The organism is Paludisphaera sp., from assembly GCF_037189885.1.
In the GTDB taxonomy this organism is placed as follows: Bacteria; Planctomycetota; Planctomycetia; order Isosphaerales; family Isosphaeraceae; genus Paludisphaera.
The window spans coordinates 1-14,776 of the sequence record NZ_JBBCIR010000040.1 but is presented as its reverse complement, the minus strand read 5'-3'; the positions used below and the strand labels follow the sequence as shown (position 1 = coordinate 14,776).

13 protein-coding genes are annotated in these 14,776 nt (G+C 71.3%); 9 read left to right on the top strand and 4 right to left on the bottom strand.

Annotation, left to right across the window (positions count from 1 at the left end):
* The first annotated feature begins 79 nt into the window (after positions 1-79).
* Positions 80-481, top strand: a complete 402-nt coding sequence (locus WG209_RS13355; RefSeq protein ID WP_337175549.1) for a DNA polymerase ligase N-terminal domain-containing protein — start codon at positions 80-82, stop codon at positions 479-481.
* Here WG209_RS13355 and WG209_RS13350 read toward each other — a convergent pair.
* The 4 genes from WG209_RS13350 to WG209_RS13335 all read right to left on the bottom strand — a co-directional run bounded on the left by WG209_RS13350 (position 382) and on the right by WG209_RS13335 (position 4,561).
* On the bottom strand, positions 382-1,194 hold the full coding sequence (locus tag WG209_RS13350) for a hypothetical protein (protein WP_337175548.1): 813 nt from the start codon (positions 1,192-1,194) through the stop codon (positions 382-384). The two genes, WG209_RS13355 and WG209_RS13350, sit on opposite strands and share 100 nt — an antisense overlap.
* 385 nt (positions 1,195-1,579) lie before the next feature.
* Entirely contained in the window at positions 1,580-2,596 is a 1,017-nt protein-coding gene (locus WG209_RS13345) for a glycoside hydrolase family 43 protein (protein ID WP_337175547.1), read from the bottom strand.
* Between the two features lie 59 nt (positions 2,597-2,655).
* Positions 2,656-3,018, bottom strand: a complete 363-nt coding sequence (locus WG209_RS13340; RefSeq protein WP_337175546.1) for a rhodanese-like domain-containing protein — start codon at positions 3,016-3,018, stop codon at positions 2,656-2,658.
* Between the two features lie 4 nt (positions 3,019-3,022).
* Positions 3,023-4,561 carry a glycine hydroxymethyltransferase gene (locus WG209_RS13335; protein WP_337175545.1) on the bottom strand — a complete coding sequence of 513 codons (1,539 nt, stop codon included), beginning with the start codon at positions 4,559-4,561 and terminating at the stop codon, positions 3,023-3,025.
* Positions 4,562-4,749: 188 nt separating this feature from the next.
* Between WG209_RS13335 and WG209_RS13330 the strand changes: the two genes are divergently transcribed.
* From WG209_RS13330 to WG209_RS13295, 8 genes are all read left to right on the top strand, one after another.
* A complete protein-coding gene (locus WG209_RS13330) occupies positions 4,750-5,661 on the top strand; it encodes an NAD(P)-dependent oxidoreductase (RefSeq protein ID WP_337175544.1) in 912 nt (303 codons plus the stop codon).
* A 451-nt stretch (positions 5,662-6,112) separates the two neighbouring features.
* On the top strand, positions 6,113-7,537 hold the full coding sequence (locus WG209_RS13325) for an FtsX-like permease family protein (RefSeq protein ID WP_337175543.1): 1,425 nt from the start codon (positions 6,113-6,115) through the stop codon (positions 7,535-7,537).
* Between the two features lie 61 nt (positions 7,538-7,598).
* Entirely contained in the window at positions 7,599-8,309 is a 711-nt protein-coding gene (locus tag WG209_RS13320; protein WP_337175542.1) for an ABC transporter ATP-binding protein, read from the top strand.
* Between the two features lie 65 nt (positions 8,310-8,374).
* A complete protein-coding gene (gene ilvE, locus WG209_RS13315; RefSeq protein WP_337175541.1) occupies positions 8,375-9,244 on the top strand; it encodes a branched-chain-amino-acid transaminase in 870 nt (289 codons plus the stop codon).
* A gap of 46 nt (positions 9,245-9,290) precedes the next feature.
* Positions 9,291-9,752, top strand: a complete 462-nt coding sequence (locus WG209_RS13310; RefSeq protein ID WP_337175540.1) for a universal stress protein — start codon at positions 9,291-9,293, stop codon at positions 9,750-9,752.
* A gap of 125 nt (positions 9,753-9,877) precedes the next feature.
* Complete coding sequence (locus WG209_RS13305; protein WP_337175539.1) at positions 9,878-12,115, top strand: DUF1553 domain-containing protein; 2,238 nt, start codon at positions 9,878-9,880, stop codon at positions 12,113-12,115.
* A 42-nt stretch (positions 12,116-12,157) separates the two neighbouring features.
* A complete protein-coding gene (locus WG209_RS13300) occupies positions 12,158-12,826 on the top strand; it encodes a Uma2 family endonuclease (protein ID WP_337175538.1) in 669 nt (222 codons plus the stop codon).
* A 73-nt stretch (positions 12,827-12,899) separates the two neighbouring features.
* Positions 12,900-14,375 carry a DUF1501 domain-containing protein gene (locus WG209_RS13295; RefSeq protein ID WP_337175537.1) on the top strand — a complete coding sequence of 492 codons (1,476 nt, stop codon included), beginning with the start codon at positions 12,900-12,902 and terminating at the stop codon, positions 14,373-14,375.
* Positions 14,376-14,776: the final 401 nt, after the last annotated feature.

Genomic DNA, 14,776 nt, shown 5'->3' with positions numbered 1-14,776 from the left:
AGGCGGGATCGGCTGGGGTCGGCGCGGGCCGATCTTCCAGCCTACAACGATCTCCCGGCCCGGTCGAGGAGGCCCGGCCGTGCCCGGCGAACCCGCCCCGCGCTTCGCCCTGCTGGAGCACTCCTGGGATGGGGTCCACTGGGACCTCCTCCTGGAACGCGGCGGCGTGCTCCGGACGTGGGCGCTCGACGGCGTCCCCGCCCTCGGGGTCGAGAGGCTGGGGCGGCCACTCCCCGACCATCGGCTCGTCTACCTCGACTACGAGGGGCCGATTTCCGGCGACCGGGGGTCGGTGCGGCGGGTGGACGGTGGGGAGTACGGGGTGATCGAGTGGTCCGAGGGGGAGGACGAGGGACGGATTCGCGTCCGGCTCCGAGGACGTCAGCTCGTCGGGGAGGTCCTCCTGATCAGGATGCCCCTCCGCGACGAGACGGTCCCGGCGGGGGCGGTCTGGAAGGTCTCCCTGGGGAACGTGGACTGAAGGATCCGGCGCGAGGGGAGAGTCGGCCGTAGGAACGCGCCGCGGGCGCGGTCGGAGCGCCCGGCCAGGCGGATCTGGCCGGAGCGGACGTCGACGTCGTCGAGGCGGACGTCCTCGCGGCTGAGGCTGGGGGTGTAGCGGAGCCGCATCACGGGGTAGCCGTCGACTTTCCGCCAGTCGGCGTCCACGCCGTAGGCCTGCCCGCGCTCGATGAGCCGGTCCAGCACCTGGTCGGCCGGGACGGGGAGGATCCCCGCGCGGATCTTCTCCAGGGTCAGCTCGACGGTGTTGTCGGCCGGGATCCGGGGCCTCGCGACCACCGTGACGACCGGCGAGAGCAGCCCCCGGTCGAGCCGGAACGCCAGGACGACGCGCCCGGACTCGAACAGGATGCGGGGCTCGCTGACCTCCGGCGGGAGCTGGTCGGCGAAGTGGGTGACCAGGTCGTCGGCGAGCCAGGCGTTCACCTCCTCGTCGGAGAAGACGGCCTCCCACGTCGGCTCGTTGCAGATGTCGTTGTGGAGCTGGAGGCTCTGGGCGACGAACCGCCGCGACCTCTTGTCGATCTGCTCGGGCGAGAGCGCCAGGGGCACCATCGCGCGATAGTAGCCCGGCTCGTAGGTCAGCGCGAGCCACGCGGCGACCGGCGCCAGCAGCGCCAGGCCCCCGAGCACCGCGGCGACCTTCCACCTCTTCGAAAGCTTTCTTCTCATCAACGTCCCCTCGGAACGGGAGGAGCGCCGGAGCGTTGAGGATCGACCCGCCCGCGATCCAGGGGGACCGGGACGCCGGTGGCAAGGTTGAGGATCGAGGACGAGGAGGCTGGACCGGACTGGCGCGAAGGATACGAGCCGGCGGGCCGCCGGTCAATCCGGGCTCGCGCCCATGGGTCCCGTCTCCCGGCCCACGCCCATCGGGGCGCGACCGGGGCCATCGGACGCAAGGACTGTTCCGACAATGACTTGACCGGGGAAATATCGGCCCCGGCCGTCGCGTGGAGCATCTTTTTTTCGACGTGGCGGAGCCTTCCGGGAGGTTACGCCGCCACGGCCGACACATTTCCGAAGGTGGAACGCCCACGCGGCCTTGGAGGCATGCTCAGTCCGCCGGCTCGCCCGAGGGTGCCGGGATGTCGACGTCCAGGCCGATCGGCGCGCCGAGGTCCGGCGTCCCGTCGTCGGCCCAGTCGATCTTCTGGGCGCGGGCGGAACGGTCGGCGTAGCCGATGGCCGCGCCGTGCTTGGCGTGGTAGGCGATCCAGTCCTCCCGGCCGTCGGGCGACTTGAAGAACGAGCAATGCCCGGGGCCGTAAACCCCCGCCTCGTCGTCGCGACGGAAGATTGGCTCGGGGTGCTGGCGCCACGATTCGGGCTTCATCGGGTCGGCGTCGGGGGCGATCGAGAGCATGCCGAGCTTGTAGTCGGGGGTGTCGGCCCCGCAGGTGGAGTAGACCAGGAAGACTGGCCCCTCATTCCCGCGGCGCAGGGCGACGGGGCCCTCGCGGACGACGTCGCAGCCCAGGCCGTCGACGTCCAGGTAGAGCCGCGGCCCCTCCAGCGTCCAGGGGTTCGTCATCCGGCTGATGTAGAGGCCCTGGCCCGACGGGCTCGGCCGCCCGCACCAGACGAAGTAGAGCGAGCCGTCCGGCATCGGCAGGACGGTGCCGTCGATCGCGTAGAACTCGTCCCTGGGGTCGGTCAGGAGCCTGGCCTTGAAGGTATACGGCCCCATCGGGTCGTCGCCGGCCGATTCCGCGACGTACATCCGGTGCGCCGGCTCGCGGCCGTCGCCGGCGGTGAAGTAGATGTACCAGCGCGGGCCGGAGCCGGCGTCGAGCCGGTGGAACTCGGGCGCCCACAGGTCGCGGCTGCGGCTCGGCTCGTCCTCCCGCCAGACGACCTGATCCTCGGCCGTCTTCAGGTCCGCCAGCCGGCGCGCCTTGCGGACCCGCACGTCGCGGGCGTTCGTCGCCGAGAGGTAGTACCAGCCGTCGTGGAAGAACAGCCACGGGTCGGCCCCGCTCCGCTTCAACGGGTTGCGGAACGTCGACGGCCCCTCCGCGCGGGCCGAGGCGGCGACCAGGAGGAGGGCGAGCAGCGGCGCGAGGCGCTTCATGGCGATTCTCCCGAGGACGCCGATGGGGCCGGCGTCGCCATCATCCCATGGCGGGTCGATCAGAAATACCGCGGGACGCCCGGATCGACTTCGAGGGACCAGGCGTCGACGCCCCCGCGGAGGTTGAGGACGCCGGGGAGCCCGTTCGCGGCCAGCCAGCGGGCGACGTGCATCGAGCGGACGCCGTGGTGGCAGTAGACGACGACCGGGCCGCGCGCGAGGGCCGCGCGGATCGGGTCCAGGCGGCCGGGGACCTCGCGCATGGGGATGAACAGGTCGCGGTCGGCGTCGGCCGGCGCGGGGATCGCGGCGAACGAGCGCTCGTCGGGCTCGCGCACGTCCAGCAGCGTGATCGGCTCGCCGGCGTCGAGCCGGTCCCGAAGGGCCTTCGGGTCCAGCTCGACGATCGGGTCGTTGCTCATCGGCTCACTTCGCCCCGAAGTGGGACTGGAGGAGCGGCAGGTCCAGCTCCGGGTAGACCGGGAACGAGCCGAGCAGCTTCGCCACGCGGTCGCTGGCCTCCTGCTCGGCCCTGGCGTCGAGCGTGTACTTGGCCTTGTCCTTGCCGCCGGTCTTGGACTCGCCGGGGACGACGTTGGTGAGGACCAGCTTCACGACCTCGGCGATCTCGCGCATCTCGTCCGGGCCCATGCCCAGGGTGGTGACGGCGGGGGTGCCGAACCGCAGGCCGCTGGTGTACCACGGGCCGTTGGGGTCGAACGGGATCGTGTTGCGGTTGAGCGTGATCCCGCACCGACGCACCGCGTTCTCCGCCTGCCGCCCGGTGATGCCCAGCGTGGAGGCCACGTCGACCAGCACGATGTGGTTGTCCGTCCCGCCCGAGATCACCTTGAGCCCGACCTTCACGAACGCCTCGGCCAGGGCGCGGGAGTTCTCGACGATGCGCGCGGCGTAGGCGCGGTACTCGGGCTTGAGCGCCTCGGTGAAGGCGACGGCCTTGGCGCCCATAACGTGGGGCAGGGGGCCCCCCAAAACCAGCGGGCAGCCGCGGTCGACGTGCTCGGCGAACTCCTTCTTGCACATGACCAGGCCGCCGCGGGGCCCGCGCAGGGTCTTGTGGGTGGTGGTCGTCACCACGTCGGCGAAGGAGACCGGATCCTCGTCGCCGGTCAGGGCTTTGCCGGCGACCAGGCCGGCGAAGTGGGCCATGTCCACCATCAGCACCGCGCCCACCTTGTCGGCGATCTCGCGCATCCGGCGGTAGTTGATGTTCCGCGGGTAGGCGCTGAAGCCGGCCAGCAGGATCAGCGGCTTGATCTCGACGGCCTGGCGCTCGATGGCGTCGTAGTCCAGTAGCGAGGTCTCGCGGTCGACGGCGTAGGTGTGCGGCTCGAACATCCGGCCGGAGACGTTCAGCCGGTAGCCGTGCGTCAGGTGGCCGCCGGAGGCCAGGTCCAGCCCCAGCAGGCGCTGATTCCCGAGCGCGTGGCGGACCTTGTTCCACTGCTCGACGGGCATCTTGGTCCAGTCGTCCGGGGCGAGCTTGGAGGCGTCCTCCAGGCCGAGCACCTCGGCCATGCTGGACAGTTCCACGCGGGCGCGGAGGATGGCCCAGAAGGCGACCATGTTGGCGTCGGCGCCGCTGTGGGGCTGGGAGTAGGCGTGCTCGGCGCCGAACAGCTCGCGGGCGCGGGCGTCGGCCAGGTCCTCGACGCTGTCGACGTTGTCGCAGCCGGCGTAGAAGCGGCGGTGGGGGACGCCCTCGGCGTACTTGTCGGTCAGCAGGTTCCCCATCGCGAGCTGGGTCGCCAGCGACGAGTAGTTCTCGCTGGCGATCAGCTTGACGTTCGACCGCTGGTCGGCCAGCTCGGCGACGATGGCGCGGGCGACCTCCGGGGCGACCCCGGCGACGGTCTCCAGGCTCGCGAGGTAGGCCAGGAACGCGGGGGAGACTTCGCCGGCCGACTTGCCGGACAGGTAGCTCTGGATCAGTGAAGGTTGCATTTCGTCCCTTGCCGTCGTCGAGGAGGATGGGCCGAGCCGCCGGGGCCTGTCTCGCGGCGGACGCCCGGCTATAATCGGCCCGTCGGGGAGCGTCGACCGTCGCGGGTCGTCGGGGCGCCCGATTGAAAGGCTGATTGTATCGGCCGGCTCCACGGGGGCTCAAGGCCGCGAGGCGAGGGGGCGACGGCATGGCCGCGACGATCGGACCGGGGAGGACGCGGATCGGCTGGGTCGGGACGGGCGTCATGGGCTCGTCCATGTGCGGCCGGCTGATCGACGCCGGCTACTCGGCGACGGTCTTCAACCGCACCCCGGCGAAGGCCGAGGGGCTGGTCGCGAGGGGGGCGACGCTCGCCGGGTCGCCGGCCGAGGTCGCCGCGGGCTCGGACGTGGTCTTCACGATCGTCGGCCACCCCGCCGACGTCCGCGAGGTGATCCTGGGCGATCGCGGCGTCCTCTCGGCCGCCCGGCCCGGCGCGACGGTGGTCGACATGACCACCAGCGAGCCGTCGCTGGCCGTCGAGATCGCCGAGGCGGCGGCGGCGAAGGGGGTCGTCGCGCTTGACGCCCCGGTCTCCGGCGGCGACGTCGGGGCGCGCGAGGGGCGGCTGTCGATCATGATCGGCGGCGACGAGGCGGCCGTGGATTCGCTCCGCCCGCTGTTCGAGGTCATGGGCAAGGCGATCGTCCGCCAGGGGGGGCCGGGGGCGGGGCAGCACGCGAAGATGGTGAACCAGACGCTCATCGCCGCCAACATGGTCGGCGTCTGCGAGGCCCTGCTGTACGCCCACAAGGCCGGGCTGGACCCGACGACGGTCCTGGAGAGCGTCGCCACCGGCGCGGCCGGGTCGTGGAGCCTGAGCAACCTCGCCCCGCGGATGATCGCGGGCGATTACGGCCCGGGCTTCTTCGTCGAGCACTTCCTGAAGGACATGGGGATCGCCCTGGCGGAGTCGCGGCGGATGGGCCTGGCGATGCCGGGGCTGGCCCTGGCCGAGCAGCTCTACCGGGCCCTCGCCGCGCAGGGCAAGGCCCGCGAGGGGACCCAGGCCCTCATCCTGGCGCTGGCCGACCTGTCGCGGGTCGACTGGAAGGCTTGAGCGCCGGGCGTCGTCGCGGTATACAATAGGGGTTATACTAGCGTGAGGTCGCGCCCCGCGAGGGAGCCTCCGCGTCCGTGTCGGTCTCAACGGAAACCAAGGAGCACGCATGGCCAGTCGTCGTCGAGGCAAGGGTCGCCGGAAGGTCGGTCGCAAGAAGCGCCGCATGCGCAGCAAGATCCGCCACCGCAAGAAGTAATCGGTCGCGGGATCCCGACCGCCCCGGACCCGGCCCGCGCCAGGCGGCCCGCCGCGGCTCCGATCCCCGCCCTCCCGCTCATCATCGAGCCCCCCGGCAGCCCCGCCCGAGCCCCCTCGGCGGGGCTGCTCGTGTTCCCGGGCCGACCAAAACGCGACGACTCGCGCCAGCTGGCCTTCCCGGCGCGGGCGGGTTGGGGTACTGAAGACCCTCGCATGGCTCGTGGGCTGGATCCAGGGAAGGGGTGGCCTCGTGTACAAGTACCTGCTCTGCTGGCGGTATCTCCGCACCCGGTATATCGCGCTGGCGAGCATCGTCAGCGTGACGCTGGGGGTGGCCACGATGATCGTGGTGAACTCGGTGATGGCCGGGTTCGCCGAGAAGATGCGCGACCGCCTGCACGGCGTGCTCGCCGACGTGATCGTGGAATCCCGCTCGTTCGAGGGGTTCTGGAACTACGAGGAGGTCATGGCGCGGGTGAAGGAGGTGGGGGGCGACGACATCGTGGCGATGGCGCCGACGATGGAGACGCCCGGCATGCTCCGCATCAGCCGCGGCGGCCGCCCGGCCGAGACCCGCCTCGTGCAGATCATCGGCGTCCACCCCGAGGACCGCGCCAAGGTCGGCGACTTCGCCGAGCACCTCTTCGACCAGGAGGGGAACCCCATCCCCCCCTCGTTCGAGGTCAGCGAGGAGGTCAAGGCCCGCTCCCCCGCCGGCCGGGAGCTGAAGGCGCTTGAGGACGAGCCCCCGGACCCGTTCCTGGAGTCGACCCGCGAGTGGCTGGAGAAGAAGCGGGAGGAGCAGGTGCCGATCCACGGCGCGATCCTGGGCTACGCCCTGTCGACCGTCCACCTGGGCCACGGCAGGGAGGACGTCTACATCGCCGACATCGGCCAGAAGATCGCCCTGGCGTTCCCCATGCAGGCCAAGATCCCGCAGACCGGGGCCGACGACTACACGGTGGTCGGCTACTTCAAGAGCGGGATGAGCGAGTACGACTCCACCCACGTCTACGTCCCGCTGGAGCAATTGCAGCGGGCGCGGAACCTGATCCGCCCGTCCGACGGCAAGGGCTCGGTCAACCAGGTGCAGATCAAGCTCCGCGAGGGGGCCGACCTGGACGCCGTGGCCGACAAGATCCAGCTCGCGATGGAGCAGCTCTCGCCGATGTTCTTCATGGTCTCGACCTGGGAGCAGAAGCAGGGGCCGCTGCTGGCGGCGGTGGCGATCGAGCAGAGCATCCTGAACATCCTGCTGTTCTTCATCATCGCCGTGGCCGGGTTCGGCATCCTGGCGATCTTCTCGATGATCGTGGTGGAGAAGACCCGGGACATCGGCATCATGAAGGCGCTCGGGGCGTCGACGGCCGGCGTGCGGAACATCTTCCTGGGCTACGGCCTGCTGCTGGGGGCCGTGGGGAGCGGCGTGGGGATGGTCGGCGGCCTGCTGTTCGTCCGCTACATCAACGAGATCGAGAAGGGCCTCAGCGTCGTCCTCAAGCGCAAGGTCTTCGACGACTCCATCTACTACTTCGACCGGATCCCCACCCTGGTCGAGACCCACACGGTGATCGCGATCGTCGCCGGGGCGCTCCTGATCGCCGTCGGCGCGAGCGTCTGGCCGGCCCGGCGCGCGGCGAGGATGCACCCGGTCCAGGCCCTGCGGTTCGAGTGAGGCCGGATCGGCCCGTCGCTTCCCCTTCCCGCCCCGTCCCCCTGCACGGAAGACCCGGACGATGACCAGTCATATCGCGGCCTCCGGCCTTCGCAAGAGCTACCGCAAGGGCAAGATCGAGGTCCCCGTCCTCGACGGCGTCGACGTCGCCGCGGCGCGCGGGGAGCTGGTGGCCGTGGTCGGCGCCAGCGGGTCCGGCAAGAGCACCATGCTCCACCTGCTCGGCCTGCTCGACAAGCCCGACGCCGGCGAGGTCGTCCTGGACGGCCGCCGGATCGACGACCGCCCCGACCGCGAGCGCGACCGGCTCCGCAACCGGACCTTCGGCTTCATCTTCCAGTTCTACCACCTGCTGCCGGAGCTCTCGGCGGTCGAGAACGTGATGATGCCCCACCTGATCCGCGAGGGGGTCTTCTCCTACATGCGGAAGCGCGCGGCGATCCGCCGCGACGCCGAGGAGCTGCTGGAGCGCGTCGGCCTGGGGCACCGCAAGGAGCACCAGCCGTCGGAGATGTCCGGCGGCGAGATCCAGCGCGCCGCCATCGCCCGCGCCCTGATCGGCCGCCCGGAGGTCCTCCTGGCCGACGAGCCGACCGGCAACCTCGACGCCGCCACCGGCCAGGGGATCCTGGACCTGCTCCGCGACTTGAACCGCGAGCGCGGCCTGACTATGATGCTGGTCACGCATGATCAACAGATCGCCCACCAGGCCGACCGCGTCGTCAGGCTCGCCGAGGGGCGCATCGAAGAGTGGGTTCCCGCGCTGGTCTGAGTCCCTACGATAAAATCGGGTGCGTGACGTCGCGGCCCCGACTCGGCGCGGGTGCGGAGGGCCGAATGAGCCCCAAGGTCTACATCGCCGGCAAGCTATACGACAAAGCCGACGCCAAGGTCAGCGTCTACGACCACGGCCTGCTCTACGGCGACGGCGTCTTCGAGGGGATCCGTTCCTACTCCGGGCGCGTCTTCCGCCTGGAGGAGCACGTCGACCGCCTGTTCGACTCGGCCGTCGCGATCCATCTGCAAATCCCGATGAGTCGCGAGGACATGGCCCGCGCGATCGTCGACACCCTGGCCGCCAACAAGCTGACCGACGCCTACATCCGCGTCGTCGTCACCCGCGGCGCCGGGAGCCTGGGGCTCGACCCCCGGAAGACGTCCGACCCCCAGGTGATCATCATCACCGACGCCATCAGCCTCTACCCCGAGGAGCTGTACGAGCACGGCCTGAAGATCATCACCGCCGCGACGATCCGCAGCCACCCGAACACCGTCAACCCCCGGGTCAAGTCGCTCAACTACCTGAACAACATCCTCGCCAAGATGGAGGGGACCAAGGCCGGCTGCCTGGAAGCCCTGATGCTCAACCACAAGGGAGAGGTCGCCGAATGCACCGGCGACAACATCTTCGTGGTCCGCAAGGGGGCCATCCACACGCCGTCGGTCGACTCCGGCATCCTGGAGGGGATCACCCGCGGCGCGGTCATCGAGCTGGCCCGCGACGCCGGATACACGGTGATCGAGCGGACCATGGACCGCTACGACGTCTACACGGCCGACGAGTGCTTCCTCACCGGCACCGCCGCCGAGCTGATCCCCGTCGTCGAGTGCGACGACCGGCCCCTGGGGTCCGGCCAGCCCGGCCCGATCTTCCGCGACCTCCGCGAGCGCTTCCGGAGGCTGGTCCACGAAGGCCCCGCCTCCTGAGCCCATCGCCCCCGGTCCAGCCTCCGCGCCCGTCGGGAGAGCCGTCATGATCACCTTCCGCCGCATCCTCGCCCCGACGGACTTCAGCGCCCATTCCCACGAGGCCCTCCGCCACGCCTGCGGGCTGGCGGAGCGCTTCGGCGCGGAGCTGCACGTCATCCACGTCCTCTCGGAGATCATCCCCACCGGCCCCGACCCGCTCCTCATGCCCGTCATGCCCCCCCAGTTCTACGCCCAGGACGAGGAGCGCGCGAAGGAGGCCCTGAAGACCGTGCTCAGGCCCGAGTGGGGCACACCCGCCGGCCTGATCACCGCCGTCTGCTGGGGCGCGCCCGCCGAGGCCATCGTCGACTACGCCGCCGGCTCCGCGATCGACCTGCTGGTGATCGCCACCCACGGCCGCACCGGGCTGAGCCACATCCTCCTGGGCTCCGTCGCCGAGCGCATCGTCCGCGAGGCCCCGTGCCCGGTCCTCACGATCCGATCCGCCCCCGCGGCGACCGCCTGACCCCCGCCCCCCTCGTCCGGCCCGCGGTTCAACAATTGTTCCTTGCCGGCCCCGCCGCGTTGCGTCACAATGCCGAGATGGCCGGCGATTCCTCGCGCCTCGGCCGATTCGGAGGACGGTTCGACATGCCCCGGCGCGCCCCGTGGATCCTCGCCTCGCTCGTCGCCGTCGTGGCCCTCGCCGCCGGCGACGAGCCCGCCCCCCTGGCGAAAATCGAGAAGTTCTCCGCCGACCAGCGCGACCACTGGGCTTACCTGCCCCTGGACCCCGGCGAGCCCCCCGAGGTCGACGACGCCGACTGGGTCCGCAACCCGATCGACCGCTACATCCTCGCCGACCTGGAGACGGTCGAGCTGCCCCACTCTCCCGAGGCCGACCGCGTCGCGCTCCTGCGCCGGGCGCATTTCGACCTGACCGGCCTGCCGCCGACGCCGGAGGAGGCCGCCGCCTTCCTGGACGACGACCGCCCCGACGCCTTCGAGCGGCTGGTCGACCGGCTGATGGAGAGCCCCCACTTCGGCGAGCGCCAGGCGCAGCACTGGCTGGACCTGGCCCACTACGCCGACACCAACGGCTTCGAGCTGGACGCCGACCGCCCCGACGCCTGGCGGTATCGCGACTGGCTGGTCGCCGCGCTCAACGCCGACATGCCGTACGACCGCTTCGTCGCCCTCCAGGTGGCCGGCGACGAGATCGCCCCCGGCGACCGCGACGCCCTGATCGCCACCGGCTTCTGCCGCGCCGGGCCCCGCGAGGTCGTCTCCGGCAACATCGACCCGGAGGTCAAGCGCCAGAACGAGCTGAGCGAGATCACCGGCACCGTCGGCTCGGTGTTCCTCGGCCTGACGGTCGCCTGCGCCCGCTGCCACGACCACAAGTTCGACGCCATCCCCGCCACCGACTACTTCCGGCTCCAGGCCTTCTTCGCCGCCGGCGAGCTGGCCGAGCCCTCCATCGCCGAGCCCTCGGAGGTCGAGGCGTTCGAGGCGGCGAAGAAGGACGTGGAAGCCAGGGTCGCGCCGCTCCGCCAGCGGATGGCCGAGCTGGAGGCCCCCTACCGCGCGGCCATCGCCGAGCGGCGGCAGGCGATGCTCAAGGCGGACGAGCGGGCCCTGCTGGCGATCCCCGAGGCCGACCGCACCCCGGAGCAGAAGCGGATCGTGGCCGGGCTGGCCAGCTCCATCCGCGTCACCTGGGAAGACGTCGCCGAGGCGGTCGCCGCGGAGCCCGAGGTCCAGGCCCGCCGCGAGGCGCTGAAGCTCCAGATCCACGAGATCAACCTCTCGCTCCCCCGGCCCCCCGCCCGCGCCTTCGCCCTGACAGACGCCTCCGCGACGGCCCCCGACACGTTCGTCCTCCGCCGCGGCGACCCGACGATGAAGGGCCCCCGCGTCGAGCCCCGGCCCCCCGGCGTGCTCCTCGCCTCCCAGGGCGAGGGCGCCTTCGGCCCCGACTCCATCGCGCCCGGCGAGTCCACCACCGGCCGCCGCGCGGCGCTGGCGAAATGGCTGGTCGACGACGGGAACCCGCTCGTCGCGCGGGTGATCGTCAACCGGATCTGGCAGCGTCACTTCGGCCGCGGGCTGGTCGCCACGCCCAGTGACTTCGGCGTCCGCGGCGAGCCCCCCAGCCACCCCGAGCTGCTCGACTGGCTCGCCGCGCGGCTGATCGAGGAGGGCTGGCGGCTCAAGCCGATCCACCGCCTGATCCTGACCTCGGCCGCCTACCGCCAGGCGAGCCGGCCGATCGCCGCGCTGACCGAGCTGGACGAGCCGAACGACCTCCTCGGCCGCATGAACCGCCGCCGCGTCGACGCCGAGGCCCTGCGCGACGGCCTTCTGTTGGCCTCCGGCGAGCTGAACCCGAGGATGGGGGGCCCCGGCGTCCTCGCCCCGCTGGAGAAGGAGGTGAAGGACCTCATCTTCACCGAGTTCGAGGAGGTCGACCTCTGGCCCGTCGACCCCGACCCGGCCGAGCACCGCCGCCGCTCGATCTACCTGTTCAAGAAGCGGAACATCCGCTACCCGCTGCTCGAATCGTTCGACGTCCCCGACAACCAGACCGCCTGTCCCCGCCGCGAGACCAGCACCCACGCCCTCCAGGCGCTGAACCTCCTGAACAGCGACCTGGCCCTGGGCCGCGCCCACGCCCTGGCCGAGCGCCTGGCCCGCGAGGCCCCCGACGTCGAGGGCCGGATCCGGCGCGCCTACCGCCTGGTCCTCTGCCGCGACCCAGCCCCCGACGAGGCCGCCCGCGCCGCCACCTTCATCGCCGAGCAATCCGCCGCCCTCGACGAGCCCGCCGCCTGGGACGACTTCGCCCTCGCCCTGCTGAACTGCAACGAGTTCCTGTATATTCCTTGAAGTGGCCCGTCGATCGAAGATCATGCTCCCGAGGGGATTCGCATGTCCGTGGATATCCGGGCGGACTCCCGCAGGCTTCAGGAAGTGCTGGACGATTTGGGTGGCGTGCCGCCGTCTCGGATCCTGATGAATCCGGCCCCGGGGCAGGCCACGGAGGAGGACGCGATCCGCCTGATCGAGCAGGAGAAGATCCTCTGCGAGCTGGTCGACGGCGTCCTGGTGGAAAAGAGCATGGGGTATGCGCAGTCGGTCCTGGCCATTTTCCTCGCGCGCCTGCTCGACGAGTTCGCCGAGGAACACGGGCTTGGATCGGTGAGCGGCGCCGACGGCTATCTGAGGCTGGTCCCCGGCTCGCTCCGCGCGCCCGACGTGGCGTTCATCTCCTGGGGGCGACTCCCGGATGATACGCTGCCGCGGCTCATCCCGGTCCCCCAGGCCGCGCCTGAGCTGGTCGTGGAGGTCCTGAGCGACGGGAATACTCCCCGCGAGATGGCCCGCAAGCGGGACGATTACTTCAAGGCCGGCGTCCTCGTCGTCTGGGAGGTCGACCCGCGATCGCGGACCGTGGCCGTCCACCGGCCCGACGCCGCGCCTCGCGCCCTCGCTTCGGGCGACGTCCTCGAAGCGGGCGACATCCTGCCCGGCTTCCAGGTCGCGATCGATCGGCTGTTCGGGAAGCTGGACGGCGGCCCGAGGAAGCGGCCCCGGTAGTCACGGCCCCGGTGCCGGTCGAGTCGCCGGGAGAATCGACGAGAAACCCCGCAAGCCTTCCGAGGTCGGAACCATGCCCCATCACGCGAACGAATGCCCCGGTCCTTGCGCGACGCCGCCGCTCAACCCGCTGAACCGCCGCGATTGGCTGAGGCGGACGGGCAACGGGTTCGGCCTGCTGGCGCTGGCGTCGCTGCTGGAGAAGGGGGCCGGCGCGGGGGCGAGGGCCGGCGAGGTCGCGGCGGCGAACCCGCTGGCGGCCAGGCCGGGGCACTTCCCGGCGAAGGCCAAGCGCTGCATCTTCCTGTTCATGACGGGCGGGCCCAGCCAGATGGACCTGTTCGACCCCAAGCCGCTCCTGGCCAGGCTCGACGGCCAGCCGCTGCCCCCGAGCTTCGGCAAGGCCAACGGGCAATTCCTGGAGAGCGACCCCCTCTGCCTGGCCTCGCATCGCAAGTGGGGCCGCTACGGCGAGTCGGGCATGGACATGTCCGACCTGGTGCCGCACATGCACCGGCACGCCGACGACATCGCCCTGATCCGCTCGTGCGTCGCGGACAGCGTCGTCCACGCCCCGGCGCTTTACCAGATGATGACCGGGCGCGTGCTCATGGGCTTCCCCAGCCTGGGGAGCTGGCTGACCTACGGCCTGGGCTCCGAGAGCGACGACCTGCCGGCCTACGTCGTCATGACCCAGCCCGAGGGGACGCCCGAGGGGGGCGCGCCCTGCTGGGGCTCGGGCTTCCTCCCGGCGCACCACCAGGGGACGCTCCTCCGATCCGGCCCCGCGCCGATCGTGAACCTCGCGCCGGCCTCCGGCTTCGACCCCGGGCGCCAGCGCCGGGTGCTCGACCTGCTGCGGGACATGAACGAGCGCGACCTCGACCCGGCCGACACGGAGCTGTCCGCCCGGATCGCCTCGTATGAGCTGGCCTTCCGCATGCAGACCGCCGCGCCCGACGCGGTGGACCTCTCCACCGAGACCGCCGAGACCCGCTCGCTCTACGGCCTGGACGACGACCGCACCGCCGAGTTCGGCTCTCGCTGCCTGCTGGCGCGCCGATTGGTGGAGCGCGGGGTCCGGTTCGTGCAGCTATACTCCGGCGGCGGCCCCGTCGCCATGCAGTGGGACGCCCACGACGACATCAACGCCAACCACGAGAAGATGTGCGGCCTGACCGACCGGCCCGTCTCCGCCCTGCTGACCGACCTGAAGCGTCGCGGGCTGCTGGACGAGACCCTCGTGATCTGGGGGGGCGAGTTCGGCCGGACGCCGGTGAGGCAGGGGGGGGGCCGTGGCCGCGACCACAACGCCACCGGCTTCACCATGTGGATGGCCGGCGGCGGCGTGAAGGGGGGGACGATCGTCGGCGAGACCGACGAGGTCGGCATGAACCAGATCGCCGACCGCGCCCACGTCAACGACCTCCACGCGACGATCCTCCACCTCATGGGGATCGACCACCTGAAACTGACGCACCTGCACGGCGGCCGCGACGAACGCCTCACCGACGTCGGCGGCCGGGTCATCACAAAGCTGCTCGCGTGAGCCCGCGAACCGCCGTAAACAGGCATGGATATGCCGCCGGCGGACATCCCTTCTCCCCTCGTGGTGCTCCGTCGAAAACAACTCCGAGGGGCCGTTTATCCCCCTTCTCCCCTCGTGGGAGAAGGTGGCCGAAGGCCGGATGAGGGGGCGACCGGCGTGGCCATCCCCCGGCCCGCGAGGGATTACGAGCCGACGGCATTGGGTGGCGCGCCCCCTCATCCGCCCCTCCGGGGCACCTTCTCCCACGAGGGGAGAAGGGATGAGAGTCGGTGCCCGTGCCGTCACGTTTTCGACGGAGCACCACGAGGGGAGAAGGGGGGGCGCGTTCGCGCGGCCGTCGCGGGAAGAGCGTCGGCTGGCCAGCCCACCGGAAGACGGGACCCGCGTTTCAAGCTCGCGGG